Source organism: Tunturiibacter empetritectus, from assembly GCF_013410875.1.
GTDB classification, from domain to species: domain Bacteria; phylum Acidobacteriota; class Terriglobia; order Terriglobales; family Acidobacteriaceae; genus Edaphobacter; species Edaphobacter empetritectus.
Window position 1 is genome coordinate 133,200 of sequence record NZ_JACCCU010000003.1, and the last position, 20,723, is coordinate 153,922.

The 20,723-nt window shown below is 57.8% G+C and carries 14 protein-coding genes and 1 tRNA gene; 3 read left to right on the forward strand and 12 right to left on the reverse strand.

What is annotated here, in order from left to right; genetic code table 11:
* Positions 1-195 precede the first annotated feature (195 nt).
* On the forward strand, positions 196-1,026 hold the full coding sequence (locus tag HDF08_RS18350; RefSeq protein WP_257031269.1) for an SGNH/GDSL hydrolase family protein: 831 nt from the start codon (positions 196-198) through the stop codon (positions 1,024-1,026).
* 50 nt (positions 1,027-1,076) lie between these two features.
* Here HDF08_RS18350 and HDF08_RS18355 read toward each other — a convergent pair whose 3' ends face one another.
* Entirely contained in the window at positions 1,077-1,730 is a 654-nt protein-coding gene (locus HDF08_RS18355) for a hypothetical protein (RefSeq protein ID WP_179640138.1), read from the reverse strand.
* 37 nt (positions 1,731-1,767) lie between these two features.
* Between HDF08_RS18355 and HDF08_RS18360 the strand changes: the two genes are divergently transcribed.
* Complete coding sequence (locus tag HDF08_RS18360) at positions 1,768-3,042, forward strand: ABC transporter permease (protein ID WP_179640139.1); 1,275 nt, start codon at positions 1,768-1,770, stop codon at positions 3,040-3,042.
* Positions 3,043-3,161: 119 nt separating this feature from the next.
* On the opposite strand, the gene rplI is transcribed toward HDF08_RS18360, so the two are convergent.
* The 8 genes from rplI to HDF08_RS18400 form a co-directional block, all read right to left on the reverse strand.
* Positions 3,162-3,644: a 50S ribosomal protein L9 gene (gene rplI / locus HDF08_RS18365; protein ID WP_179640140.1), complete on the reverse strand. Its 483-nt coding sequence runs from the start codon at positions 3,642-3,644 to the stop codon at positions 3,162-3,164.
* A gap of 79 nt (positions 3,645-3,723) precedes the next feature.
* The gene (gene rpsR, locus HDF08_RS18370; RefSeq protein ID WP_179640141.1) at positions 3,724-4,074 is read right to left on the reverse strand and encodes a 30S ribosomal protein S18; all 351 of its coding nucleotides are present in this window, start codon (positions 4,072-4,074) and stop codon (positions 3,724-3,726) included.
* 165 nt (positions 4,075-4,239) lie between these two features.
* Entirely contained in the window at positions 4,240-4,743 is a 504-nt protein-coding gene (gene rpsF / locus HDF08_RS18375; RefSeq protein ID WP_179640142.1) for a 30S ribosomal protein S6, read from the reverse strand.
* A gap of 115 nt (positions 4,744-4,858) precedes the next feature.
* Positions 4,859-5,488 (reverse strand): aminoacyl-tRNA hydrolase, encoded by a 630-nt coding sequence (gene pth / locus HDF08_RS18380; RefSeq protein WP_179640143.1) that lies wholly within the window; start codon positions 5,486-5,488, stop codon positions 4,859-4,861.
* A gap of 68 nt (positions 5,489-5,556) precedes the next feature.
* Positions 5,557-6,255, reverse strand: coding sequence for a 50S ribosomal protein L25 (locus HDF08_RS18385; protein WP_179640144.1), 699 nt, complete (start codon positions 6,253-6,255; stop codon positions 5,557-5,559).
* A 114-nt stretch (positions 6,256-6,369) separates the two neighbouring features.
* Positions 6,370-7,497 carry a ribose-phosphate diphosphokinase gene (locus HDF08_RS18390; protein ID WP_433985308.1) on the reverse strand — a complete coding sequence of 376 codons (1,128 nt, stop codon included), beginning with the start codon at positions 7,495-7,497 and terminating at the stop codon, positions 6,370-6,372.
* Between the two features lie 268 nt (positions 7,498-7,765).
* Positions 7,766-7,839, reverse strand: a tRNA-Gln gene (locus tag HDF08_RS18395).
* A 56-nt stretch (positions 7,840-7,895) separates the two neighbouring features.
* Complete coding sequence (locus HDF08_RS18400) at positions 7,896-9,089, reverse strand: 4-(cytidine 5'-diphospho)-2-C-methyl-D-erythritol kinase (protein ID WP_179640145.1); 1,194 nt, start codon at positions 9,087-9,089, stop codon at positions 7,896-7,898.
* Between the two features lie 136 nt (positions 9,090-9,225).
* Here HDF08_RS18400 and ggt point away from each other — a divergent pair, with 136 nt between their 5' ends.
* Positions 9,226-11,004 (forward strand): gamma-glutamyltransferase, encoded by a 1,779-nt coding sequence (gene ggt, locus HDF08_RS18405; RefSeq protein ID WP_179640146.1) that lies wholly within the window; start codon positions 9,226-9,228, stop codon positions 11,002-11,004.
* A gap of 36 nt (positions 11,005-11,040) precedes the next feature.
* Here ggt and HDF08_RS18410 read toward each other — a convergent pair whose 3' ends face one another.
* From HDF08_RS18410 to HDF08_RS18420, 3 genes are all read right to left on the reverse strand, one after another.
* Positions 11,041-14,277, reverse strand: a complete 3,237-nt coding sequence (locus HDF08_RS18410) for an alpha-L-rhamnosidase (RefSeq protein ID WP_179640147.1) — start codon at positions 14,275-14,277, stop codon at positions 11,041-11,043.
* 116 nt (positions 14,278-14,393) lie between these two features.
* A complete protein-coding gene (locus HDF08_RS18415; protein ID WP_179640148.1) occupies positions 14,394-16,859 on the reverse strand; it encodes a beta-L-arabinofuranosidase domain-containing protein in 2,466 nt (821 codons plus the stop codon).
* A gap of 131 nt (positions 16,860-16,990) precedes the next feature.
* The gene (locus HDF08_RS18420; RefSeq protein ID WP_179640149.1) at positions 16,991-20,275 is read right to left on the reverse strand and encodes a TonB-dependent receptor; all 3,285 of its coding nucleotides are present in this window, start codon (positions 20,273-20,275) and stop codon (positions 16,991-16,993) included.
* Between the last annotated feature and the right edge of the window lie 448 nt (positions 20,276-20,723).

Genomic DNA, 20,723 nt, shown 5'->3' on the forward strand with positions numbered 1-20,723 from the left:
GCGGCGAAGCTCTCAATGATCTGGGTGCGGATTTGTAGAGAGCGTCGAGCAGGCGTGGGTGAAGACGCTAGGGCAGAGGGCCTGGATCGAGATGTCAGGTGCATATCTTTCAAGGCACAGCGGGAGAGGGTTCGGTGGTGAATTGAAGGGCATTGGGGTGGTTCGGCTAAAATTGGGCCGCAAGTGGAGCATAGGATGACGGGTTCTACACGGCTGATTGTGACTGGATGTATCGGGATGTGGTGTGGGGCGGGGTATGGGCAGGTTGGGACGGCTCCGGAGACGCCAGCGCAAACGTCAATGCAGACTCCTGCCGTGGGACCAACTTCGACTAAGGTGCCGGTGGTTGGGACGCCAGTGGAGATGGCGAAGCAGATTGCCACGCTACAGGCTAAGCTTGCGGATTGGCCGGGGTTGGATCGGTATAAGGCCGACAATGAAGGACTGGCTCCGGTGGCGGAGGGAGAGCAACGGTTGGTGTTCTATGGAGACTCGATTACGGACGCATGGGGACGATCCCCAACTACGGGAGAGTTCTTCCCTGCGAAGCCATATGTGAATCGGGGGATCAGCGGGCAGACCACGCCGCAGATGGTGGTGCGGTTTCGGCAGGATGTGATCGGCCTGCATCCGGCGGCGGTTTTGATTCTGGCCGGGACAAATGACATTGCTGGAAATACAGGGCCGATGACCGCGCAGATGACGGAGGATAACTTCCGGTCGATGATCGATCTCGCGAAGTCGAATGGGATCAAGGTGATTGTGGCTTCGATTCTTCCGGCGGCAGATTACCCATGGAAGCGGGGACTGGAGCCAGCGCTGAAGATCAAGACATTAAACGACTGGCTAAGGGGATACTGCATCAACCACTCGGTGACGTATTTGGACTATTACTCCGCGATGGTGGGGCCGGATGGCGGGATGAAGCCAGGTCTCAGCAGTGATGGGGTGCATCCGAATGCGCAGGGGTATGCGATTATGACACCGCTGGCGCAGGCAGCGATCGATAAGGCGCTGAATAAGTAGCGCAGCGGCCCCACTGCTTGTGAAGGCCCATTATGCTGTGATCGAAGATCTCATCGACTCGACGGGCCAGTGACCACCTGCTTTCCGGCAGTATCGACTAGTTGTTGCAGGGGCGGCAGTATGACGAAGTCGGTTAGCTCGGAGTGGTCTGCTGATGTCTTCAGGAGAGTGCTCTGGGCTTCGATCCATGCCGCGGTTGGTGGGGTGTGGGATTCGATCGATGCGAGAGATTGGATTCCCAGTTGGCCGAGTTGAGTAAGCTGGCTGCGGCGAAGGGTGAGCTGGTTAAGCTTCGGATGTTCGGGGGCGAGGGCATCTAACGCTGGACCAGAGGCGATCCATGACTGGAAGAGGGTTTGAAGCTGCTGGTGCGCGGCGACGTGGTCGGCAGGCGTGGCGCTATGGAGGTAGCGTTCGACCAGCAGGCGCAGGTCTTCGCGAAGGGGTGGGTCGGGTCGGGTGTAGTCGACGGCGTTGCCCATGGGGGTGAGCTGTGAGGTCTTCTGTTGCTGGTAGCGTTCGTGGAACGGGACCGGGGAGAGCGTGGAGATGAGGACTACAAGCTGAGAGGCTGCGGCTTCGCTGCCTGCGAGCTGGCGCAGGCCGGACTCGGGGCCGGAGATGTGGGTGAGGCCGAGGCCGTCGAGCCGGATGGATTCGACAGCGCTGGAGTCTGACGTTCGGGTTAGCGAGAAAGCATGCACCGCTGCGATACTGGTAGGCGTCTAATGGTTTAAGCCGATGGCAACCACGAACCTTCCCAAACCGAGCTCATTCGACCGTACGTTGGCCAGCGCGCGTTCGACCATGATGTTCAGTGAGGTTGCGAGGCTGGCGGTCGACAGCTTCCGCGCAAGTAAGACGCGGTTTCTGCTTACCATGCTCGGCATGGTCATCGGCTCGATGTCGATTATTTTGGTTGCGACGCTTGGATCCACCGGTAAACAGTATGCGCTGGATCAGTTGACCAGCATCGGACCCAACAAGGTTGAACTGCAGTACGGCGGCGGAAACGTCAGCGGCCCCGAAAACACCAGCACCCCGGACTACATGACGCTCGATGATCTTCATGCTGTTCTTGATCAGGTTCCGGGCATCGTCGCATCGTCTCCCATGCTGGAGTATCACGACAATGTGAGCCTAGGAGGCGGCATCACGAAGCAGACAACGTTGCTTGGCGTGTCTCCGGAGTATCGGGTCGTGCGCAATCTCATCATTGTGTCCGGCCGCTTTTTTGACGATCAGGATGAGCTTGCCCACGAGAAGGTCGCCGTGATCGTCAAGCCATTCGCTGAAGAGTTGTATGGCAGCGCAAACGCGGCCGTCGGAAAGACGATCAGCATCAAAGGCATTCCGTTCGTCGTCATAGGGGTATTCAGAGAGGCGTTTGACACCTATGGACAGTCAGAGATCAGCGACCACACCATGCTTGTGCCCTACCCTGTGGTGCGTTACTTTACCGGCACCAATACGTTGAAAGAGATCTTCTTCACCATGCGAAGCGCGTCCATGGTGGTTCCAGCCAGCGATCATATTCTCGAGATCGTCCGGTCGCGTCACTATGCGGGCTCGGTCTACACCGCCGCTACACTGACCGATCTTCTCACCAGCATGGCGAAGATCGCCGATATGCTAACCATCGTGCTCACGCTGGGCGCAGGCATCACGATGATCGTGAGCGGCGTCGGCATTATGAACAGCATGCTCGCCAACGTGCAGTCGAGGCTGAAAGAGATTGGGATCCGCAAGGCGCTGGGTGCGACGAGCCGCGAGATTCGAATGCAGTTTCTGACCGAAGCGGTTTTTCTCTCGTTGAGCGGCGGGATCATTGGGACTATTCTCGGCCTTGCGATTCCCTTTACCCTTGGCCTGCTCACACCGTTCAAGATCCCGATCAACCCCTGGTCGGTAGTGTTTTCGCTGGGAAGTTCAGTGCTGGTTGGGGTGCTCTTTGGAACGCTGCCAGCAAACCGTGCAGCACGGCTTGATCCTGTTCAGACGCTCAAGTACGAATAGCGCTTCCTTGGCTCTGATCGTTACTGGTTACAAATAAACCTGGTTACAAATAGAAACGCATCGCCCTTCGCAAGAGATCTGCGCAGGGCGATGCGTTTTTGTAATTCGTGATGCGTGAGTTACGCGGTGGTGGTGGTGGCTGCTGCTTCGGCTTCCGGCTGATCGCCCTTGACCGTCACCTTGACGTGGCTGGTGACCTCGCGGTGCAGCTTCACGGGAACGTGGTACTCGCCGATCGTCTTCAGCGGCTCCTCGAGGGAGATCTTGCGACGGTCGATAGTGAAGCCCTTGGCTTCGAGTTGGTGCGCGATATCGCCCGAGGTGACCGAGCCGAACAGATGCTCGTTCTCGCCGACCTTGCGCTCGAACACAAGCTCAACCTCAGAGAGTTGGGTGGCCAGCTGCTCGGCTCCAGCCTTCTCCTTGGCGGACTTGCGAACCGCCGATGACTTCATCTGTTCGATGACTGCCTTGTTGGCGAGGGTCGCCTCGATGGCGAGCTTCTCCGGCAGCAGATAGTTGCGCCCGTAGCCGTCAGCGACCTTGACCACGTCGCCGCGATGTCCGAGCTTGTTTACGTCTTCCTTCAGAATGACTTCCATTGCATTTCTCCGATTTCGTCTCTGGCTCGCGGTGCCGCCAGTCTTGCGTATCCCGTAAGGTCCCGCCGCAGCGGAAGAGTTAGAAGCGTGCAGCGAAGGCGAGCAGGGCGATGTTGCGCGACTGCTTGATGGCCAGGCTGAGCTTGCGCTGGTGGCGAGTGCAGACACCGGTCAGGCGACGGGGAACGATCTTGCCACGCTCGGCAACGAAGCCCTGAAGCAGGCGAACGTCGCGGTAGGAGATGGCGTCAATCTTCTCGGTGCAGAACTTGCAGACTTTCTTGCGACGGAAGAACTTTCGGCCGCCAGGACCGCCGCCGGGTGCGCCTGCGGGGCGTGGGGTGCGAGGACCTGCGCCGGGGCCAGAGTGCGATGGGCGGGGTGTTGGTGCGTGGTGCTCAGTGGATTGCGTGCTGGTTTCGTCAGCCATGATAGTTCCCTCTCAGGTGCGTTGTGCCTCTCCTCGCTCCAGGTTCGCATTGGAGCCTCTGAACAATCGGTAAAATGCAGTCGATTGGAAGCGAAGATCGGTGATCGTAGTGCGTTGTGCGATGCGATTTGTATCTCATCGCGAATGTTCAGCCGAAGACGGAAGTTAGACCGCGGTGGAGACAGTCTCGGGCGGCGCGTCGGAGGTGACGTGCTCAACGGGAGCTGCTGCAACTGGCTTCTTCTCTTCTTCGGTCTCAGACTTTGCTGAATCGGCGTCAGGTGCTGCGGCAGGGGCCTGAACAGGTGCTGCGATCGGCTGGGCGCTACGCTTGACCTTGGTGTCGCGGATGGCCTTTACCTTCGCGAGACGCTTCTCTTCTTCGTCCATGCGAACGGTGATGAACTTGATGACCTGCTCGGAGACGCGGAGGCGACGCTCGATCTCGGTGATCAGCGAACCGGCTGCGGCGACGTTCAGCAGGACGTAGAAGCCGTCGTTGAACTTGCGGACAGTGTAGGCGAGCCGGCGACGGCCCATCTTCTCGACGCTCTTGATTTCACCGCCACCATTGGTGACGTTCGCGGAGAAGCCTTCAATCAGCTTGTCGAGTTCGGCTTCTTCAACATCCGGACGGACGATGAACATGATTTCGTAGGTACGATTCATTCGATTACTTCTTTCTGCGAAGTTCTGCTTCGCACCGTGCTGACGTCTATTCTGCCAACCCGGTTTGGAATTTCGACTGCGGTTAATTTCTAACTACACCTGACCTAATGCTTCTTTACTTCTCCTTCGACACGTCCGATCCATTCTCCGGATCATCTGGCCGACGGTTAAACCTGTTCATCGCGGCACTGACCCCTTCGGTCAACACCATCTCGACAGCATCTTCGACCCTGTCGAGCACCTCATCCAGCTTCGCAAGCTCCTGCTTGCGAAACTGCGACAGCAGATAATCTCTGCCGCCGGCCTTAATCTCTCTACCATCCTCAAGCGCCGGTTTCCCAACGCCGATCCGAATGCGCAGCCACTCTTCCGTTCCAAGCGCACCGGAGATCGACTTCACTCCGTTATGCCCGTTCGCCCTGCCGTTCGCGCTGATGCGAAGCCTGCCCAGCGGAAATGCAAGCTCGTCATAGAGGACGATCAGGTCCTCCGACGGGATTGCAATCTCAAGCTCGTGAACCAGCGCGGCTACCGAAAGCCCGCTCAAATTCATGTACGTCTCAGGTTTGGCCAGCAGAACCTCGTGTCCTCTAAGCCTTGCCTTCGCTGTGAGAGCCCGTCCCCGGCGATTGGAGAGGACCACGCCGCAGTCGTCCGCGATGCGATCCACTGCAAGAAAGCCAGCGTTGTGCGGCGTGAACTGATACTCGATACCGGGGTTGCCGAGACCGACAATCAACTTCACGCTTTGTTTCCCTTTCCAGCAAACTCAGGCGGCCCGCAAATCCCAAAAGATCGGCAGGCCGCGTAAAACTACTTCTTCTTCGCGTCCTTGGCATCGGCAGCAGGAGCAGCAGGAGCGGCTGCATCTGTCTTGCCCTTCTTGGCGACCTCTGGCTCAGTCGGTGCAACAACGACTGCTTCGACTGCCACAACCTCTTCCTTGATGATGGTGACGTGCGCAACGGTCGCGTTCTCGTCTTCGAGGAACTTGAGACTGCCCGAGTGCGGCAGGTCAGAGACGTGGATGATGCCGTGCAGCTCGAGGTTAGAAACGTCGACGTCGAGGTGGCTCGGAATATCGTTTGGCAAGCACTCAACTTCAACTTCCCGCATGACATGCTCGAGGATGCCACCCTGCGATTTGACGCCGACAGGAATGCCAACCAACTGGATCGGCACCGAAACGGTCATCATCTTGTCCATCGCAATGCGCTTCAGGTCGATGTGCAGCAGGTGGCCCTTGATGGGCTCATTCTGCCAGTCGACGATCATGGCCTTGACGATCGCGGAACCTTCGACGTTGAGATCGAAGATGGTGTTGTGGCCCGAGTCGGAGTGGAGAATCTTGGTGATGACCTTAGGGTCTACCGCAACGGCGACTGCGTCCTGGCCTGCGCCGTAGACGACCGCCGGAATTTTGCCTGCGACACGAACGCGACGAGCGGCGTTCTTGTTGAACTTGCCCTCGCGGGGCGTTGCGACGACTGCTTCCATAGTGGATGATGCCATGATGAATCTTCCTTTCGGGCACAGAGTTGAGCTCTGCTCCCTTTGTCTCTTGCTTCCTGTCTCTTGCTACCAGGCTACCTGGGTTGATCCAGGCCGCCTGTAGCTGATTGCGACCTAGTTGAACAGCGTACTGACGCTGGTCTCCATGTGAATACTCTCGATGGCGCGGCCAAGCAGGCCTGCGATCGAAAGCACTTTAATCTTCTCCACCTTCAGCGCATCTTCGCGCAGAGGGATGGTATTGGTCACGATCAACTGCTCCAATCGTGAGGCTGCGATACGCTCGACCGCCGGGCCCGAGAGCACCGGATGCGTCGCGCACGCATAAACTTTTTCCGCGCCCTCGGCCAGCAGCGCATCCACCGTCTTCACCAGAGTTCCGGCGGTGTCGATGATGTCGTCGAGGATCAAGCATGTCCGGCCCTGTACATCGCCGATAACGTTCATTACCTCGGTGACATTGATGTCGGTCCGCCGCTTGTCGACGATGGCCAACGGTACATCCAGCTTCTTGGCAAAGAAGCGCGCACGCTCCACGCCCCCTGCGTCCGGCGAAACTACCGTCAGATTGGGCAGGTCAAGCTCCCGGAAGTAGCTCACCAGCACCGGGCTGGCAAACAGATGATCCACCGGGATATTGAAGAACCCCTGAATCTGGGCTGCGTGCAAATCGACGAGCAGAGCGCGGTTTGCCCCGGCGGTGGTCAGAAGATCGGCAACCAGCTTCGACGTAATGGCAACGCGCGGACGGTCTTTTCTGTCCTGCCGGGCGTAGCCATAGTAGGGAATCACAACCGTGATCCGTCCAGCTGAGGCGCGCTTGAGCGCATCCATCATGATCAGCAGCTCAACAAGGTGCTGATCGACCGGGAAACACGTAGGCTGCACGAGAAAGACATCCGCACCGCGAACGTTCTCGAGCAGTTGAAAATGAACCTCGCCGTCGGAGAATCTCTGCAACCGGGTCTCGCCCAGCGGCACACCGACGAACTTGCAGATCTCCTCGGCCAGAGCCTTATTCGAAGATCCGCAAAAAATCTTGATGCGCTTATCATCTGCCAGCCGGCCCGGGCGCTTTTTTTCCGGAGCTGGTTCTGATACCCGCGGCCCCTGTGGGCCTTGAGGTCCTTTAGTCTGTCCGCCCTGCGTAGAAGGCGCGTTCGCAGGCTGAGAGCTCGTTTCTGTCTCTTCAGCCTGCTCTGAAATAGGGGAAAGAACCGCAGTCGTGTTTCGTTCGTTCACGTGAAACCCTCCAGGCTGGTTGACCTTGAATGTTCCTGCTGCACTGTCTTGCGAGGCCTTGTTGCGGCCCCGTTACTTCTTCTGAAATCCTTGTTGCGGACTGCTCAAAAAAACTAAAAGACTTCGGTTCTTCAAACTTCGTACTTCTTTCTCCGCGCTGTTTTCCGCGGAGTCCAAAATCGTCTTCATCCTGCGGCAAGTTGTTGCTGCCGCGTAACATCTCTACAAGACTCCCTAATCTCACTCGTCGCATCTGGCGTCGACTGTCTGGTTGGGCGACTAGGATTCGAACCTAGACAAAGAGATTCAAAGTCTCTTGACCTACCATTAGTCGATCGCCCAGTACATCGCCGGATGCAGTCTGATTTTACTATCAACCCTGCGAACGACCGGCGAGGTCACTCCGCGAACATTCTGTTCCAGTACTCGGCTCGAGGCAAGGTCTCCGTAAGGAGAGCTTGGACCCCAGAGGACTGGACGCGCAGTTGAGCTGCCTTGGCATCCCGCTCGGACCGGTAAAGTCCAAACAGAGCAGAGCCAGAACCTGACAGAGCCGCGTAAATAGCAGAGCTATCTAGACCGGAACTGCCCAAATCACTACCCATCAATTGACGCTTGGTTATTCGCAAGGAGGGATACTGAGGAAAGACGACCTCTTCAAAGTCATTCTGAAGACCATCGCTTCCAATCCCGGTGCGGACAAGCGCGAGAAGGGTATTCTCGGCCAGATCGTTCCTCGCGTCAGCCTGATTTTCACCAGGCAAACCCTGTTTTTTCTCAGGATTAGGATCGCGAACGATACCGGAGGTGCCGGGCCTACTATCGTCTGTCTTTCTCGTTAGGCTAACGCCAGTTCGGGCAGAGAGGGATGAGTAAGCTAGACTCAACTCATGTAGCCTATCAACTTGAGGATCGGAAGTCAACCCCAGCACCCGAGTGACGCCGTGGCCCTCCCCCAACTCCCCTTCTTCTGATGCGCTAACCGTATTTTTATCAACCACATGCCGCTCTGCCTCCACCTCCCGCCGCGCATCCCACTCTTTAAAAGCCGCTGGCGTTGAGACGCCCACTGCGGGTACCGCGACGACACACCAGGTTCTGGGAAGGTCCGGCATCGGCACAACCTGCTCCCCCCGGCCGAGTCCCAGAACAGCCCCACCGAGCAGAAACAAGGGCACATCCGACCCGATCTCCGTCGCCAGTTTCAGCCTTTCGACTCCCGGGAGAGCTTCGCCAAGCTCCTTTTCCAAGCCCAACAGGGCCGTCGCAGCGTTGGCGGAACCGGCTCCCACTCCCCCTTGAACGGGGAGCCTCTTATCTATATTGATCTCGACCTCTGCGGTGATTCCCAATCGAACCAGTGCCCGCTCCACCATCCGCCAGGCGGTGTTCCGTCCATCGCGAGGAACAAATGGATGGTTGGTCGTCAGCGAGATCCTGGTTGCGGACGCTCGCCTCGCCTTCACCGTGACGAAATCGTGCAGGTCCAGCGTCTGGTAGAGAGTCGTCAGACCATGAAAGCCATCCGAACGCACCGGCCCGATCGCCAACCCCAGATTGATCTTCGAATACGAACGAACACGCGTAGACATGACCCCTCTGATTCTACCGATCCTGATTCTACCGACCCTTCGCCACCGAGGACCAATCAGCCATTATTTCGGACGCCGCGATCACGAACCAGCTATGCTGATCACAGCGCCCATCCACAACTTTCTGGAGCCCTGAATGCCCGCTGGCACCCGTGTCTTCGCAGCTACCGTCGGACTAGCCCTCGTTACAAATTCGCTCGGAGCGCAAACCGTCGCTTCAGCCTCCGAAGAGCCGGTTCGCGCGAAGCATGCGATGGTCGTCACGATTCACCATGACGCGACCGACGCCGGCCTTGCCATCCTGAAGCAGGGAGGCAACGCGATCGACGCGGCCGTAACCGTCGCGTTTACGCTCGCCGTCGTCTACCCCCAGGCAGGAAATCTCGGCGGCGGCGGCTTCATGCTGATCCGCACCAGGCATGGTCAGACTCACTTCCTCGACTACCGCGAAAAAGCCCCTGCTGCTGCCAGCCGCGATATGTACCTGGACGAGCAGAAAAACGTCGTGCCCGGCCTCTCCACGGTTGGGTACAAAGCATCAGGCGTCCCCGGCACCGTCGCAGGGCTCGTCTATGCACAGAGCCACTTCGGCAAGCTGACTTTGCAGCAGGACATGGCGCCGGCGATCCACCTGGCCACCGATGGTTACGTGCTCTCAGCGGAGGAGGCGCAGAATCTTCACAGCAAGATGCTCGCGCGCCTCCCGTCCTCCGCGCATATCTTCCAGCGCGACGGCGACTTCTACAAGGAAGGCGATACGTTCAAGCAGCCTCTGCTGGCCGCAACGCTGACGCGCATCGCCGCAAATCCCGACGACTTCTACAAGGGCGAGATGGCGAAACAGATCGCCTCGTTTGAACAGGCCGGCGGAGGGCTTATCACTGCTGCCGATCTCGCGGCTTACCAGGTGAAGGATCGCGAGCCGGTAAAAGGTGCCTACCACGGTTACAAAATTATTACTGCACCTCCACCCTCGTCCGGCGGCATCGTTTTGATGGAGATCCTCAACATCCTCTCGACCTACGATCTGCCCAGGCTGGGTCCGGACCGGTCTGCGCCCCAGGTTCACATCATCACAGAGGCTTTTCGTCGCGCCTACATGGATCGCGCCGACTATCTCGGCGATCCTGACTTTACGCCGCAGCCTCTCAAACAGATGGCAAACCCTGCCTACGCGGCGGCATGGCGCAGCTCGATTCAACCCTACTCGCCGACGCCGTCCAAAGATCTGGTTCGGCCCGCGGGCTTCATGCCACCTCCTCCGCAGCTTCAGCCCGTCGCGCACGAGTCGACCCAGACGACACATTTTTCTATCGTCGATGCTGATGGCAATGCCGTCTCCAACACCTATACGCTCAACGGCACCTTCGGATCGGGCGTGACAGTGGACGGCCTCGGGTTCCTGATGAATAACGAGATGGACGACTTCGCCTCCAAGATGGGCGAGCCGAATATGTACGGGCTCATTCAAGGCCCCGCCAACTCCATTGCTCCAGGCAAGCGCCCGCTCTCTGCGATGACGCCCACCATCGTCACGACGAAGGGCGGCCTCTTTCGCCGCGCAAGGGTGGCCTATGTTCTGGGCACTCCCGGCGGCTCGACCATTATCACTACCGTGGCAAATGACCTGCTCAGCTGCGTCGACAACGGACTAAATATTCAACAAGCTGCCGACGCGCCGCGCTTTCATCACCAGTATCTTCCGGATCGTCTCGACCTTGAAAAGAAGTTCTCGCCCGACGTCGCAGAGCAACTCAAAGCGATGGGCTACAACGTGAATCGCCTTGCCGTCGCTGACGAACACAACCCCGGCACCTGGGGCGATAGCGAACTCATCGCAGTCGATCCTAAGAGTCATGAGCTATTGGGCGGGCACGATAGCCGCCGCAACTACGGTAAAGCTGTGGGCTATTGAGAAGCGATTGCCGACAACAACAGCCTTCCACTGCACCTAGTTGCTATCAACCGAAAAGCTGTAACTCCCTGAGCCAATCTCGCGGACCATCAACCCATCCTTGTAAGGAGTCGTGATGCGTTCTCCGTCCTGCTTTGCGACGCTCGCCGGTGTCGCCGGAAGAAAGACAGTAGCAGTAGTATTCGCGGGTACTTTGACGGTCAACTGAAGCTGGCCGTTCGGCGTCTTCGTCCAGTCCGTCACGATCGTTCCATATACCGAATCGTACTCGGTGTGCACGTGCGACAGACCCTGCTCCACATGCGGGCTAACAATAACGTGATGGAAACCCGCGTTCGCAGGATCTGCGTCGATACCACCTACGCGCCGAAACACCCATGCCATGACGGAGCCGAAGGCATAGTGATTGTAGGAGTTCATGGCTGGGTCGCCGGTGTCTCCATTCCAGCGCTCCCACCAGGTCGTCGCGCCCTTGTCAACCATGTATCCCCACGAGGGGTAGGTGGTGGTCAGGAGCAGGTTGTACGCCACGTCGGTGCGGCCTTGCGATTCAAGCACGGAGAGCAGGAACGGTGTGCCGAGAAAGCCCGTCGTCAGGTGGGTCTGGTGGGCCTGAATGTCGCGCACCAGGCGGTCGGTCATCGACTTCTCAAGCTCCCTTGGAGCGAGCCCTGTGTAGAGCGTCAACACATACGATGTCTGGGTGTCGCCTGCGACCAAGCCGTCGGAGTGCACGTACTTCTGCTGATACGCAGCCTGAATGCGAGAGATCAGCGTCGCATACTTCTCCGCGTCTGCGGTGCGACCCAGCGCGGTGGCCATCGTCTGCATCTGGCGCGCGATGATGACCCAGTAGGCCGTGGCGACGAGATCAGAGGGAGTATGCGGATCGGGCGCGAGCCAGTCTGCGTAGTTCGCTCCCAGATCTTTTTCGCGAATATAGTTCGGATTCGTGCGCAGGATGAACTCCATCCACCGCTCCATGTTCGGCCAGCTCTGCTCGATCACCGCAGCGTCACCATACTGCAGCCAGGTTGCGTACGGAACGAGCACGCCCGCATCGCCCCAGCCGGGAGCACCGGGATGGCCGTCCCTCCCCTGCAAAAGATTCGGCGAGATGTTGGCGAAGGCGCCGTCCGGGCTTTGCGCATCGGTGACATCGAGCATGAACTTGTGGGAGAAGGCGTCGATGTCGAAGTTGTATGTGCCGGTACGCCAGAATGCGCCGGCATCGCCCATCCATCCCATGCGTTCGTCGCGTTGCGGACAGTCGGTGGGGATGGAGACGAAGTTGCCGCGCTGGCCCCACAGCCCAAGCTCACTCATCTTGTTCAGCAGTGCGCTGGAGCTCTCAAAGCGAATCGCCGGCGAAGCGGGAAGGCTGTTGAGCACCTGACCCTGCAGCGCCGACAGGGTAGGCTTGCCGCCATAGCCAGACACCTGCACATAACGAAAGCCATGAAACGTGAAGGCCGGAGTCCACTCTTCCTCCCCATGACCGCTGAGGGTGTAGTAGTCCGTTGCATCGGCGTCGCGCAGGTTCTCGGTGTAGACCGTGCCGTCGGGATTGAGACGTTCCGCAAAGCGGAGCTTCACGGTGGTTCCACGCGGTCCGTGCACACGCAAGCGCGCTACGCCCACCATATTCTGTCCCATGTCGAAGACGGCGTCCTGCGTGCTGCCGGAGTTGACCATGGTTACGGCGACCGGCGCGACTGTCTGCGCAGGCTGCACCGGTGTGTCCGGCTCAGCGGTGACAAGCATGGCAGTATTTGCATCATCTACAACCACCGGCGACCACTTTATGGAGTTAGGAGACGCGGACGTATTCCATCCCGGAACTTCAAGCCGGGCGTCGTAGGCTTCTCCGCCATAGATCTCCGAAGAGACAATGGGCGACGCGGCTGTCTCCCAGCTGGAGTCGGTCGCAATGGTCTGATGAGTGCCATCGGCGAAGGTCAATTCAAGCTGAGCGCGCAGACGGTCCGGGCCGGGAAACAGCCGCGAGCCCGACCACAGGAGCGGACTGCCGTGCCAGCCTGCACCGAGGATTGCAGCGATCGTGTTGCGTCCTTGGACAAGCAGAGAAGTGACATCGTAGGTCTGGTACAGCACGCGCTTGCGATAGTCCGTAAATCCTGGCGTGAGCCTGAATTTGCTTACTTCCTTACCGTTCAAATAACTCTGGTAGCTGCCAAGCGCAGTTACATAGAGCCGAGCTGAGACCACCTTACGAGTCGGCGTGAACTGCTTTCGGAGTAGCGCCGTGCTCGACTCGATCACCGTGGGATTCTGCCCACGCGATTCGCGATCCGTACCGACACCGAAGTTAAGATCCGCAAACGCGCCGAGCTTTTTTGCAGGAGACCACTCCTTCGCTTCATTTGGCTTGATCGACCGAGCCTGCCACGCGCTATCACTTTCAATCCACCTTGTTTTGCCCGCATCATCGGTGAGCTTGAGAGCAGCAGCCAAAGCAGCGCGAAAGGTTCTATTCGATTCATTCGATCTCGGTGTCTCCACGTAGACGACGATCTGATTGTCGCCAACATGAAGTTGGTCACGAATATCTTCACGATCGAACGCTCCCCACTGATCCTTATGCCCTGTGACTGTATCGTTGACCTGCGTGGTGAAGATGCCACCCACCAGAACGTGAAGACTGGCCGAGCTCGGAACTTTGTCCAGATGGAGGTTGTAACGGAACTCCGCCTCGGCTCCCTGTGAGACGCGCACTGAGTCGCTATCCGGTAACCAGATCCACGATGTCGTCTTCAACACCTCGGCCTCTTCGCGGTTATCGCGCCGAATCCACTGAGCCTTCCAGTCGGAGGGTTGCAGCAGGCCCATCTCCCACCATGCAACCTCGGAAGACCGTTCCTCTTTTCCCTGCGCATCCCAGGTTTGAACTGCCCAGTAGCAGCGCTGGTGAGATTTCAACGCGGGTCCGGCATACGCCACATTCACCGACTCCGAGGACACCTGCTTACCGCTGTCCCACACATCCGCATGCCCGTCACGCAATGCATCTGGAGCGCTGGCAACCAGAATCCGGTACGCCGATTGGCTCCAGTTGCGTGTAGTCGCATCACTCTGCCACGACAGTGTTGGATGTGTTGAATCGATGCCAAGCGGATCGATCCGCTGATCCACACGAAGATGGATCGGTGCAGCAGACGCCGTCGAAGCGCAGAGAGACAAGGACAGTGCCAGGAACGAAGCACGCTGCGCCACGGAGGCGAAAGAGAAGATTGCGACGCGCGGAGTTTTCATGAGTTGGCTATCCAGGACATCAAAGCGCTGCGTGATGTGTTGAGAAGATCGACTTGAACATCGCCTCTAGGAAAACAAGGACAGACTGCCACCCTACAGCAGTCTGTCCAGACTCATCAAGCCATCGCGGTGACCTGCGGATAGCAAGTGAACTCCTCTTCCGAGATCTTCCAGTACGGCACAAACTTCTGGCCGTCGTTGCCTCGAACCGTGAAGTGCAGCGGCGAACCATCAACCGGCTCCAGATGATTGGCGAGATGCTCGGCTTCCTTGCCCTTATCCACGGTGAGGTTCGCAGTGGGAGATCCGACAGCGGCCAGCAGGATCGGGCCGTACTCCACGGAGTACCTCTTCTTGCCCGCAATCTGGTCGTCCCCGTTATAACGGCGTACCCGAATCTCCGCAGGAAGCACAAACTCGATGACGTCCCCATCGCTCCACTGACGGTTGACCGCAAGATAAGTGCCCGGCTTACCGGAACCCGCAACCTTGCCGTTTACCGAAACCGCCATCTCCTTCGCCGCCCAGGAAGGAACGCGAATTCGAAGGTTAGCTTGTGTCGGCGTGGAGACCTTCACCGCACCGCTCACGTGCGTGTCATAGGGGAAGCGAGTCTTCATCTTCAACTCCATCGGCTGACCTGCCTGCTGCCAGCGAATCGTGGAAGGCTCGTAGAGGTTCACATAGATTCCATCCGGAGCGATGGAGTAGATGTGCTCCGGCAGAGTCCCAAGCAGCCTGGTTCCCTGACCTTCGCAGCACGTATTCTCGTGCGTCGACTTTTCTTTCTTACCTTCCATAATCGTGTGATAGCGCAGGCCGACACCGCCATCCTGGTTAGCCATGCCAACGTTGTAGATCGACTTTTCGATCTCGGTGGCATAGCGCTCCTCATCGGGATTCAGCAGTTGAAAGCGCTGGCTTAGAAAGACCCAGAAGCTGCTGCCGCAGAGCTCTCCCAGTTTCTGGCGAAGATAATTGCTATTGGGTGGATCCTTCTCGAACTCGATGATCGAGATGCTTCCTCCGGCCTGCTGCCAGTGTGCGCGATAAAGCTCCCATGCTCCAAGAACGCCGTCGCGATACCGCACGTCGCCGGTGGCGAGATACATATCCAGATACGCTTCGAGGTTAGTCAGCAGATAGCAATGCGGGCGGTCGTAGGGGTATTGCCACACCTGCTCTGTCTCATGCTTCGCCAAACCCTCCATCCAACCGTCTTCCTGGTAGTAGCGTTGAATTACCTGTGCATCCGCTGGCTTTCCCATGGGGCTGGTGCACATACGCGTATTCGCGACCATGCCCTGACCGCCTTGAATCGCGCCGCGCAGCATGTCCGGGAGGAACGGCTGTTGATTGAACCAGTCGTAGTATCCGCGCAGCATCGGCAGAGCCTTGGGGTTGCCGCCGTAGGCAGCTTCGAGCAATCCGTGCGTAAGCCACGCGCGAGTGTAGGCGGCGCGCTCCGAGTAAAAGATCGTGTCTTCGGGGTACGCCATGATGTATCCGTTCGACTGACGACACTCTTCGATGCCATCAACCACGACATTGACTCGGCGGCGCAACTCAGGATCATCGATCCACCGTATTGTGTTACCCGCACCCATCAGGAAGCGTCCAGCATTTGAGCCGGCAAGATCCTCCTCCCAGAAGACCTGTGAGCCGGTTGGCTTAAAGTTCTTGATCTTGCCGGTTCGCTCGTAGAACTGACGCAGCAGATCGTCTGTCGTGTACGAGTTCAACAGATACTGAATGTTGTTTTGCATCGCCTCCTGAAAGACACCACCATCCAGAGTCACTCCCGTCTTCGGCGCTTCAGCTTTGTACTTTGCCGGCCTCCAGGTTGCGGAGTCGGTCACGGCGTGGGGATTGTCGACACGAATTCCCTCCCCATCCTGTCGCGGCGGCCGCGTCAGTTGTGCCACGAGTTCGCTGTTTCCATACTGCTCATCCGCGGTTACTTTGCTGCCCAAGGCAACATCGTGTCCACCAGAGAGAACAGCCATCTTCGCAACCATCAGCGTGTAGTCGGGGCTGTCCTGCGGCTCTTTGCCAAGCGGCGTGCTGTCTGAGGCCACTGCCTTGACTGCGCGAAGCCGCGTTGCCGTCAACCTCACATACCGGCCGTGAACATCGTGCGCCGCATACTGCGTGATGTTGTCTTTCAAATCCGGAAAGTCCGACTTCGTGAAGTCCGCAATGGTCTTGGGCTTTGCGAAGTTGGCCTCGTCAGAAGCTTCCAGCTTAAATCGTAGTGGGAAACCTTCGCCGCCGTAGTACTGGTCGCGCCCCGGATACATCCGCTCCGACGCAGGGAATAACTGGATCGCAGAGATTGGGACACTCTTCTTGAGATCGACCTGAACCCAGGTCGTTACATCGGGCGTGGTAACCACCTTCGAGCGATACGCGCGATAGTTCGTTGCCGGCGTTGCTGCCATTCTGATTCCAGTGAGGTAAGGCGCCATCTCCTTCTCGCTCGTCTGCCCGAAGAGGGCTATGGGCTTCATGGCGCCAATTACGGCAAATCCAGCTCCTGCATAGGTGGAGTTCAATAGAAACTTACGTCGTGTCACAGCCATGACCCATCTCCCGGTGCTTCGTTCTGAGTTACTGCGGTTGCGTCAAAGGAAAGAATCTCGTCGAGCAATCCTAAGGTGAGAGGGGTCAGAAGGGAAGCCCTTGACCCCTTGTGAGTTTGACGTCAGCGGGATTAGAACGCGTAACGCAAAGCAAGCTGCAGCACTCGCTGACCAACAACTTCCTGGGTGAGTAGTCCGGCAGCCGGATTGGTAACGCTGGTGCTGCCGGTAGAAAAGTTAGGGTGGTTGAAGACGCTGAACGCCTCTGCACGGAACTGAAGCTGCTGCCGCTCGGTAATCGCAAACGCCTTCTGCAGGCTCAGGTTCGTCGTGTCGATGCCAGGCTGACGCGGTCCACTTCTGGCCGTTCCATACTGGCCTGTGGCGGGCTGCACATAGCAAGACGGATCAAAGAACTGGAGCCGCGGATGTCCTGTAGGCGGATTTCCAGTGCAGATCCTATTGGCATACACGCTGTGCACCGAGCTGGTATCAGCATTGTTGTTGGCCGTGACCTGGATCGGCTGACCGGTGGCGAACTGCTGAACTCCAGAGAGCTGCCAGCCGCCTACGATCTCACGATTGATCAGGTTATTGGAGTTCAAAAACTTCTTTCCAGGGCCGATGGGCAACTCGTAGACCGCGCTGATAATGAGATTCTGCGTCCGGTCGAAGCCTGCGGGCCCATAGGTCAGGCCAGGGTTATAGAGATTTTGAATATCCGCGTTATCGCCATCGAGAATATCCATTGCCTTGGAGTAGGTGTAAGCGCCCAGGAACTGCAGCCCGTTTGTATAGGTTCTCTCCACTTTGACCGCGAGAGCGTTGTAGTTGGCCGAGACCGCGTTGAGCTGGCCGTCAGTCGTTCCCACGTTTTGATTCGGTCTCAGATCGAGGATGCCGCTCTTGTTTCCGGGCAACAATCCAAAGGGCTGATTGAGATCGGCGCGCGCGGACTGATGACGAGTCACATTCCCGATATAACCGATCGTCAACAGAGTGTTGTTACTGAGCGACCGCTCGATGTTGAGGTTCCAGTCCTGAACCGACGTATCTTTCAAAGTCTTCGTCAGGGTGTAGTTCTGTTGTCCGGCCAACGATGGATTAGGAACAAACAGGTTTTGGATATCCACCGGCGCCGCTACGTTGAAAGAGTAAGACTGATTCACGAAGTTCGGAGAATAGAGCAGTTGGAACTGCAGGTTGTTGTAGAGGATTGGCGCATAGTAGATGCCATAACCACCACGCACGACGGTACGATCGTTTGCCTGATAGGAGAAGCCAAACCGGGGCGCCCAGTCGTTGTAGTTCGTCTTCCACGTGCCGGGAATGACGCGATTCGACGCAACATCGAACTGCCCGCCGTGGCCATTTTTGTCGTTCGGCGGATTGTCGAAGTCATAACGCAGACCGATGTTGAAGGTCAGCCGAGGCAGCGCCTTCCAGTCATCCTGCACATAGCCGGAGACGTCGGTGCCGCGAAACGCGCCCACCGTTACGCCGTTGGCAGCGTTGGCGGTTCGAGGGAATCCGAGTTCAAGATCGGCCAGCGAGTTTCCCTGATCTGTCGCGCTGCGTACTCCTCCGCTATAAGCCGAGGTCGAGCTGCCGTCGAAGTTGTAGATGCCGTTGTTGCCGACGACCCAGTTGCCATTGAACTGCGTCCTCACATAATCACCGCCGAACACGAAGGTATGGTTGCCTACCTTCCAGCTCACTTCGTCGGTGAACTGATAGCGGTTTTGAATGGCACCCTGAGGGGAATAAGGGTCTCCCAGCGAAGTGTAGTTGCCCGTGTTCAAGTTGATCGCAGGGGGCGTCCATTGGGAAGGCTGAGGATTGACGTTCGCCAGTCCATACTGTGCCGCATAGTTGACGGCTCCTTCGCCCTGCTGCGTACGAAACAGATTGCTGCGGTTGTAGCCGACCTTGAAGACGTTCACAACGTTCGCGTTGAACACGTGCGTCTCCGCGGCCGAGATATTCGTTCCTTTGAGCGCATCGAAGATCCCGAAGAGCCCAGGCGTAATGCTGTCGTTACCGAACTGGCTCTCCAGCCTTGCTACCGTGCCGAACAGCAAGTCCCGTTGCGAGATGTTGTAGTCGACACGGCCAAGGTACTCGTCGTAGTTGCTGATCTGCGGCAGGTTCACAACGTAGTTGACGTTGTTCGCGTCCAATGTCGTGTTGGGTTCGGGATAGTTCTTCAACCACTGCTGTGCAAACGGACTGATCGCACCGATCTTGTTACCCGCGAACGGCTGGCTTGTTCCAGTTGCAGGATTGTAGGTGGAAGGATCGTAGAGAGTAACTCCGTCTGCCGAGAAGTCTCCAAGGCGCTCTGCGTCAGTCGGAACGCGGTCGCGATTGATGTTCGCCGTGTGGCTGCGCAGCCCCGAGTAGTCGAAGAAGGCGAACAGCTTGTTCTTCCAGAGCGGGGCGCCGATGTTGGCGCCAAACTGGTTATAGCGTTTCGCAGGTTTGGTAGTGGCGAACCAGTTCTTGGCATCGAAGTCGTCATTCTGAAGAAAGTCGTACGCCGTTCCGTGAATCTGGTTCGAGCCGCTCTTCGTGATGACGTTGATGATCGAAGGCTGGCTGAAGCGCGCAGGAGCACCGTTCAGAATCGTCGTGACCTCCTGACTCGCCTCCACCGACGACAGGATATTCACCGTCTGCGTCAGCAGGTTCGTGTTGTCGACGCCGTCCTGAAGAAATGCCGTGTGTGCATTGCCAAGCCCCGAGATGATAACCGAGTTCGCTGTTTGTCCGTAGAAACCCTCATCTCCGCCATCGACGCCGACATCGGTTCCTTGTTGCGACGCAGGCCCAAGCGTTGCAACGTTCAGGATGCTCCGGCTATTGTTCGGCAGATTGACCAGCTGGGTCGGCGAGACGGTCGTCACCAACTCATGATTGTCGGTCTGCAGACTCACCGAGCCCGACTCTGAGGTGACCGTCACCTCCTGCTGCACATTGCCGACCGAGAGTTCCAGGTTCGCGGTCGCGCCATTCGTGGTCACATCCACATTCGTCACCAGGTGTTTGAAGCCCGGCGCCGTCGCCGAGACCGTATACGGCCCGATCGTGAGGGAAGGTGCATTGAAGTAGCCGTTTTGATCCGTCGTGACCAAACGCGTTGTGGCTGTTCTTGTGTTTTTGATCTCGATCTGACAGTTGGGAACTACCGCGTCCGCGCTGTCGCGGACAGTGCCTGAGATGAAGCCGAGATCGGTCTGGGCGAGCATTGTCCTCTGCGGACCAAAGCCTGCAGCAAACAGCAGTACGAGTACGGTCTGGAGAGCCCAGGAAGGTCTGATCTTGAGAAGGCCGCGTGGCCGGGTCGAGGACTTGCGATTGGTTCTGCCGTTAGCGATCGGCTCTGAAGGAGCATTGGTTTTGGTTAGGTGTGTCATGCGAGATTCCGCCTCCCTGTAACGCCCGCAAGTCGAACAGAGGTGTTAACCGATTGTCAAGGGGAAAATTATTTCAATTGGAAAATACCCACGAAATCGGACGTCAGATCTTGCTCCGCGATATGCCAGTAAAAACGCACTATCCGCCAGAGAAAGCAGCGTAAGCGGCGGCACGGATTCTGTTGCTTCGGTGCTAACGTTGTCAGGAATTTCAACCGGGGAATCCGTCACAATCTGACGAACGGCGGCTCGTCGAAACAGCCCCATCAGGGGCAAATGGTAGTCAGGGCGCGCGCGAGCCTTCGAGCGAGGGACATGAATAAACCTCCATTGGTAAACCGGGGCTCCCCTCCCCCCAGCCTCGCCCTTCCGCTGGACCTCCGCACGATGCGCCGACCTGTCATCGTCTCCAGCAAACATATACGGCTCGGGATGCATCTTCTTATCA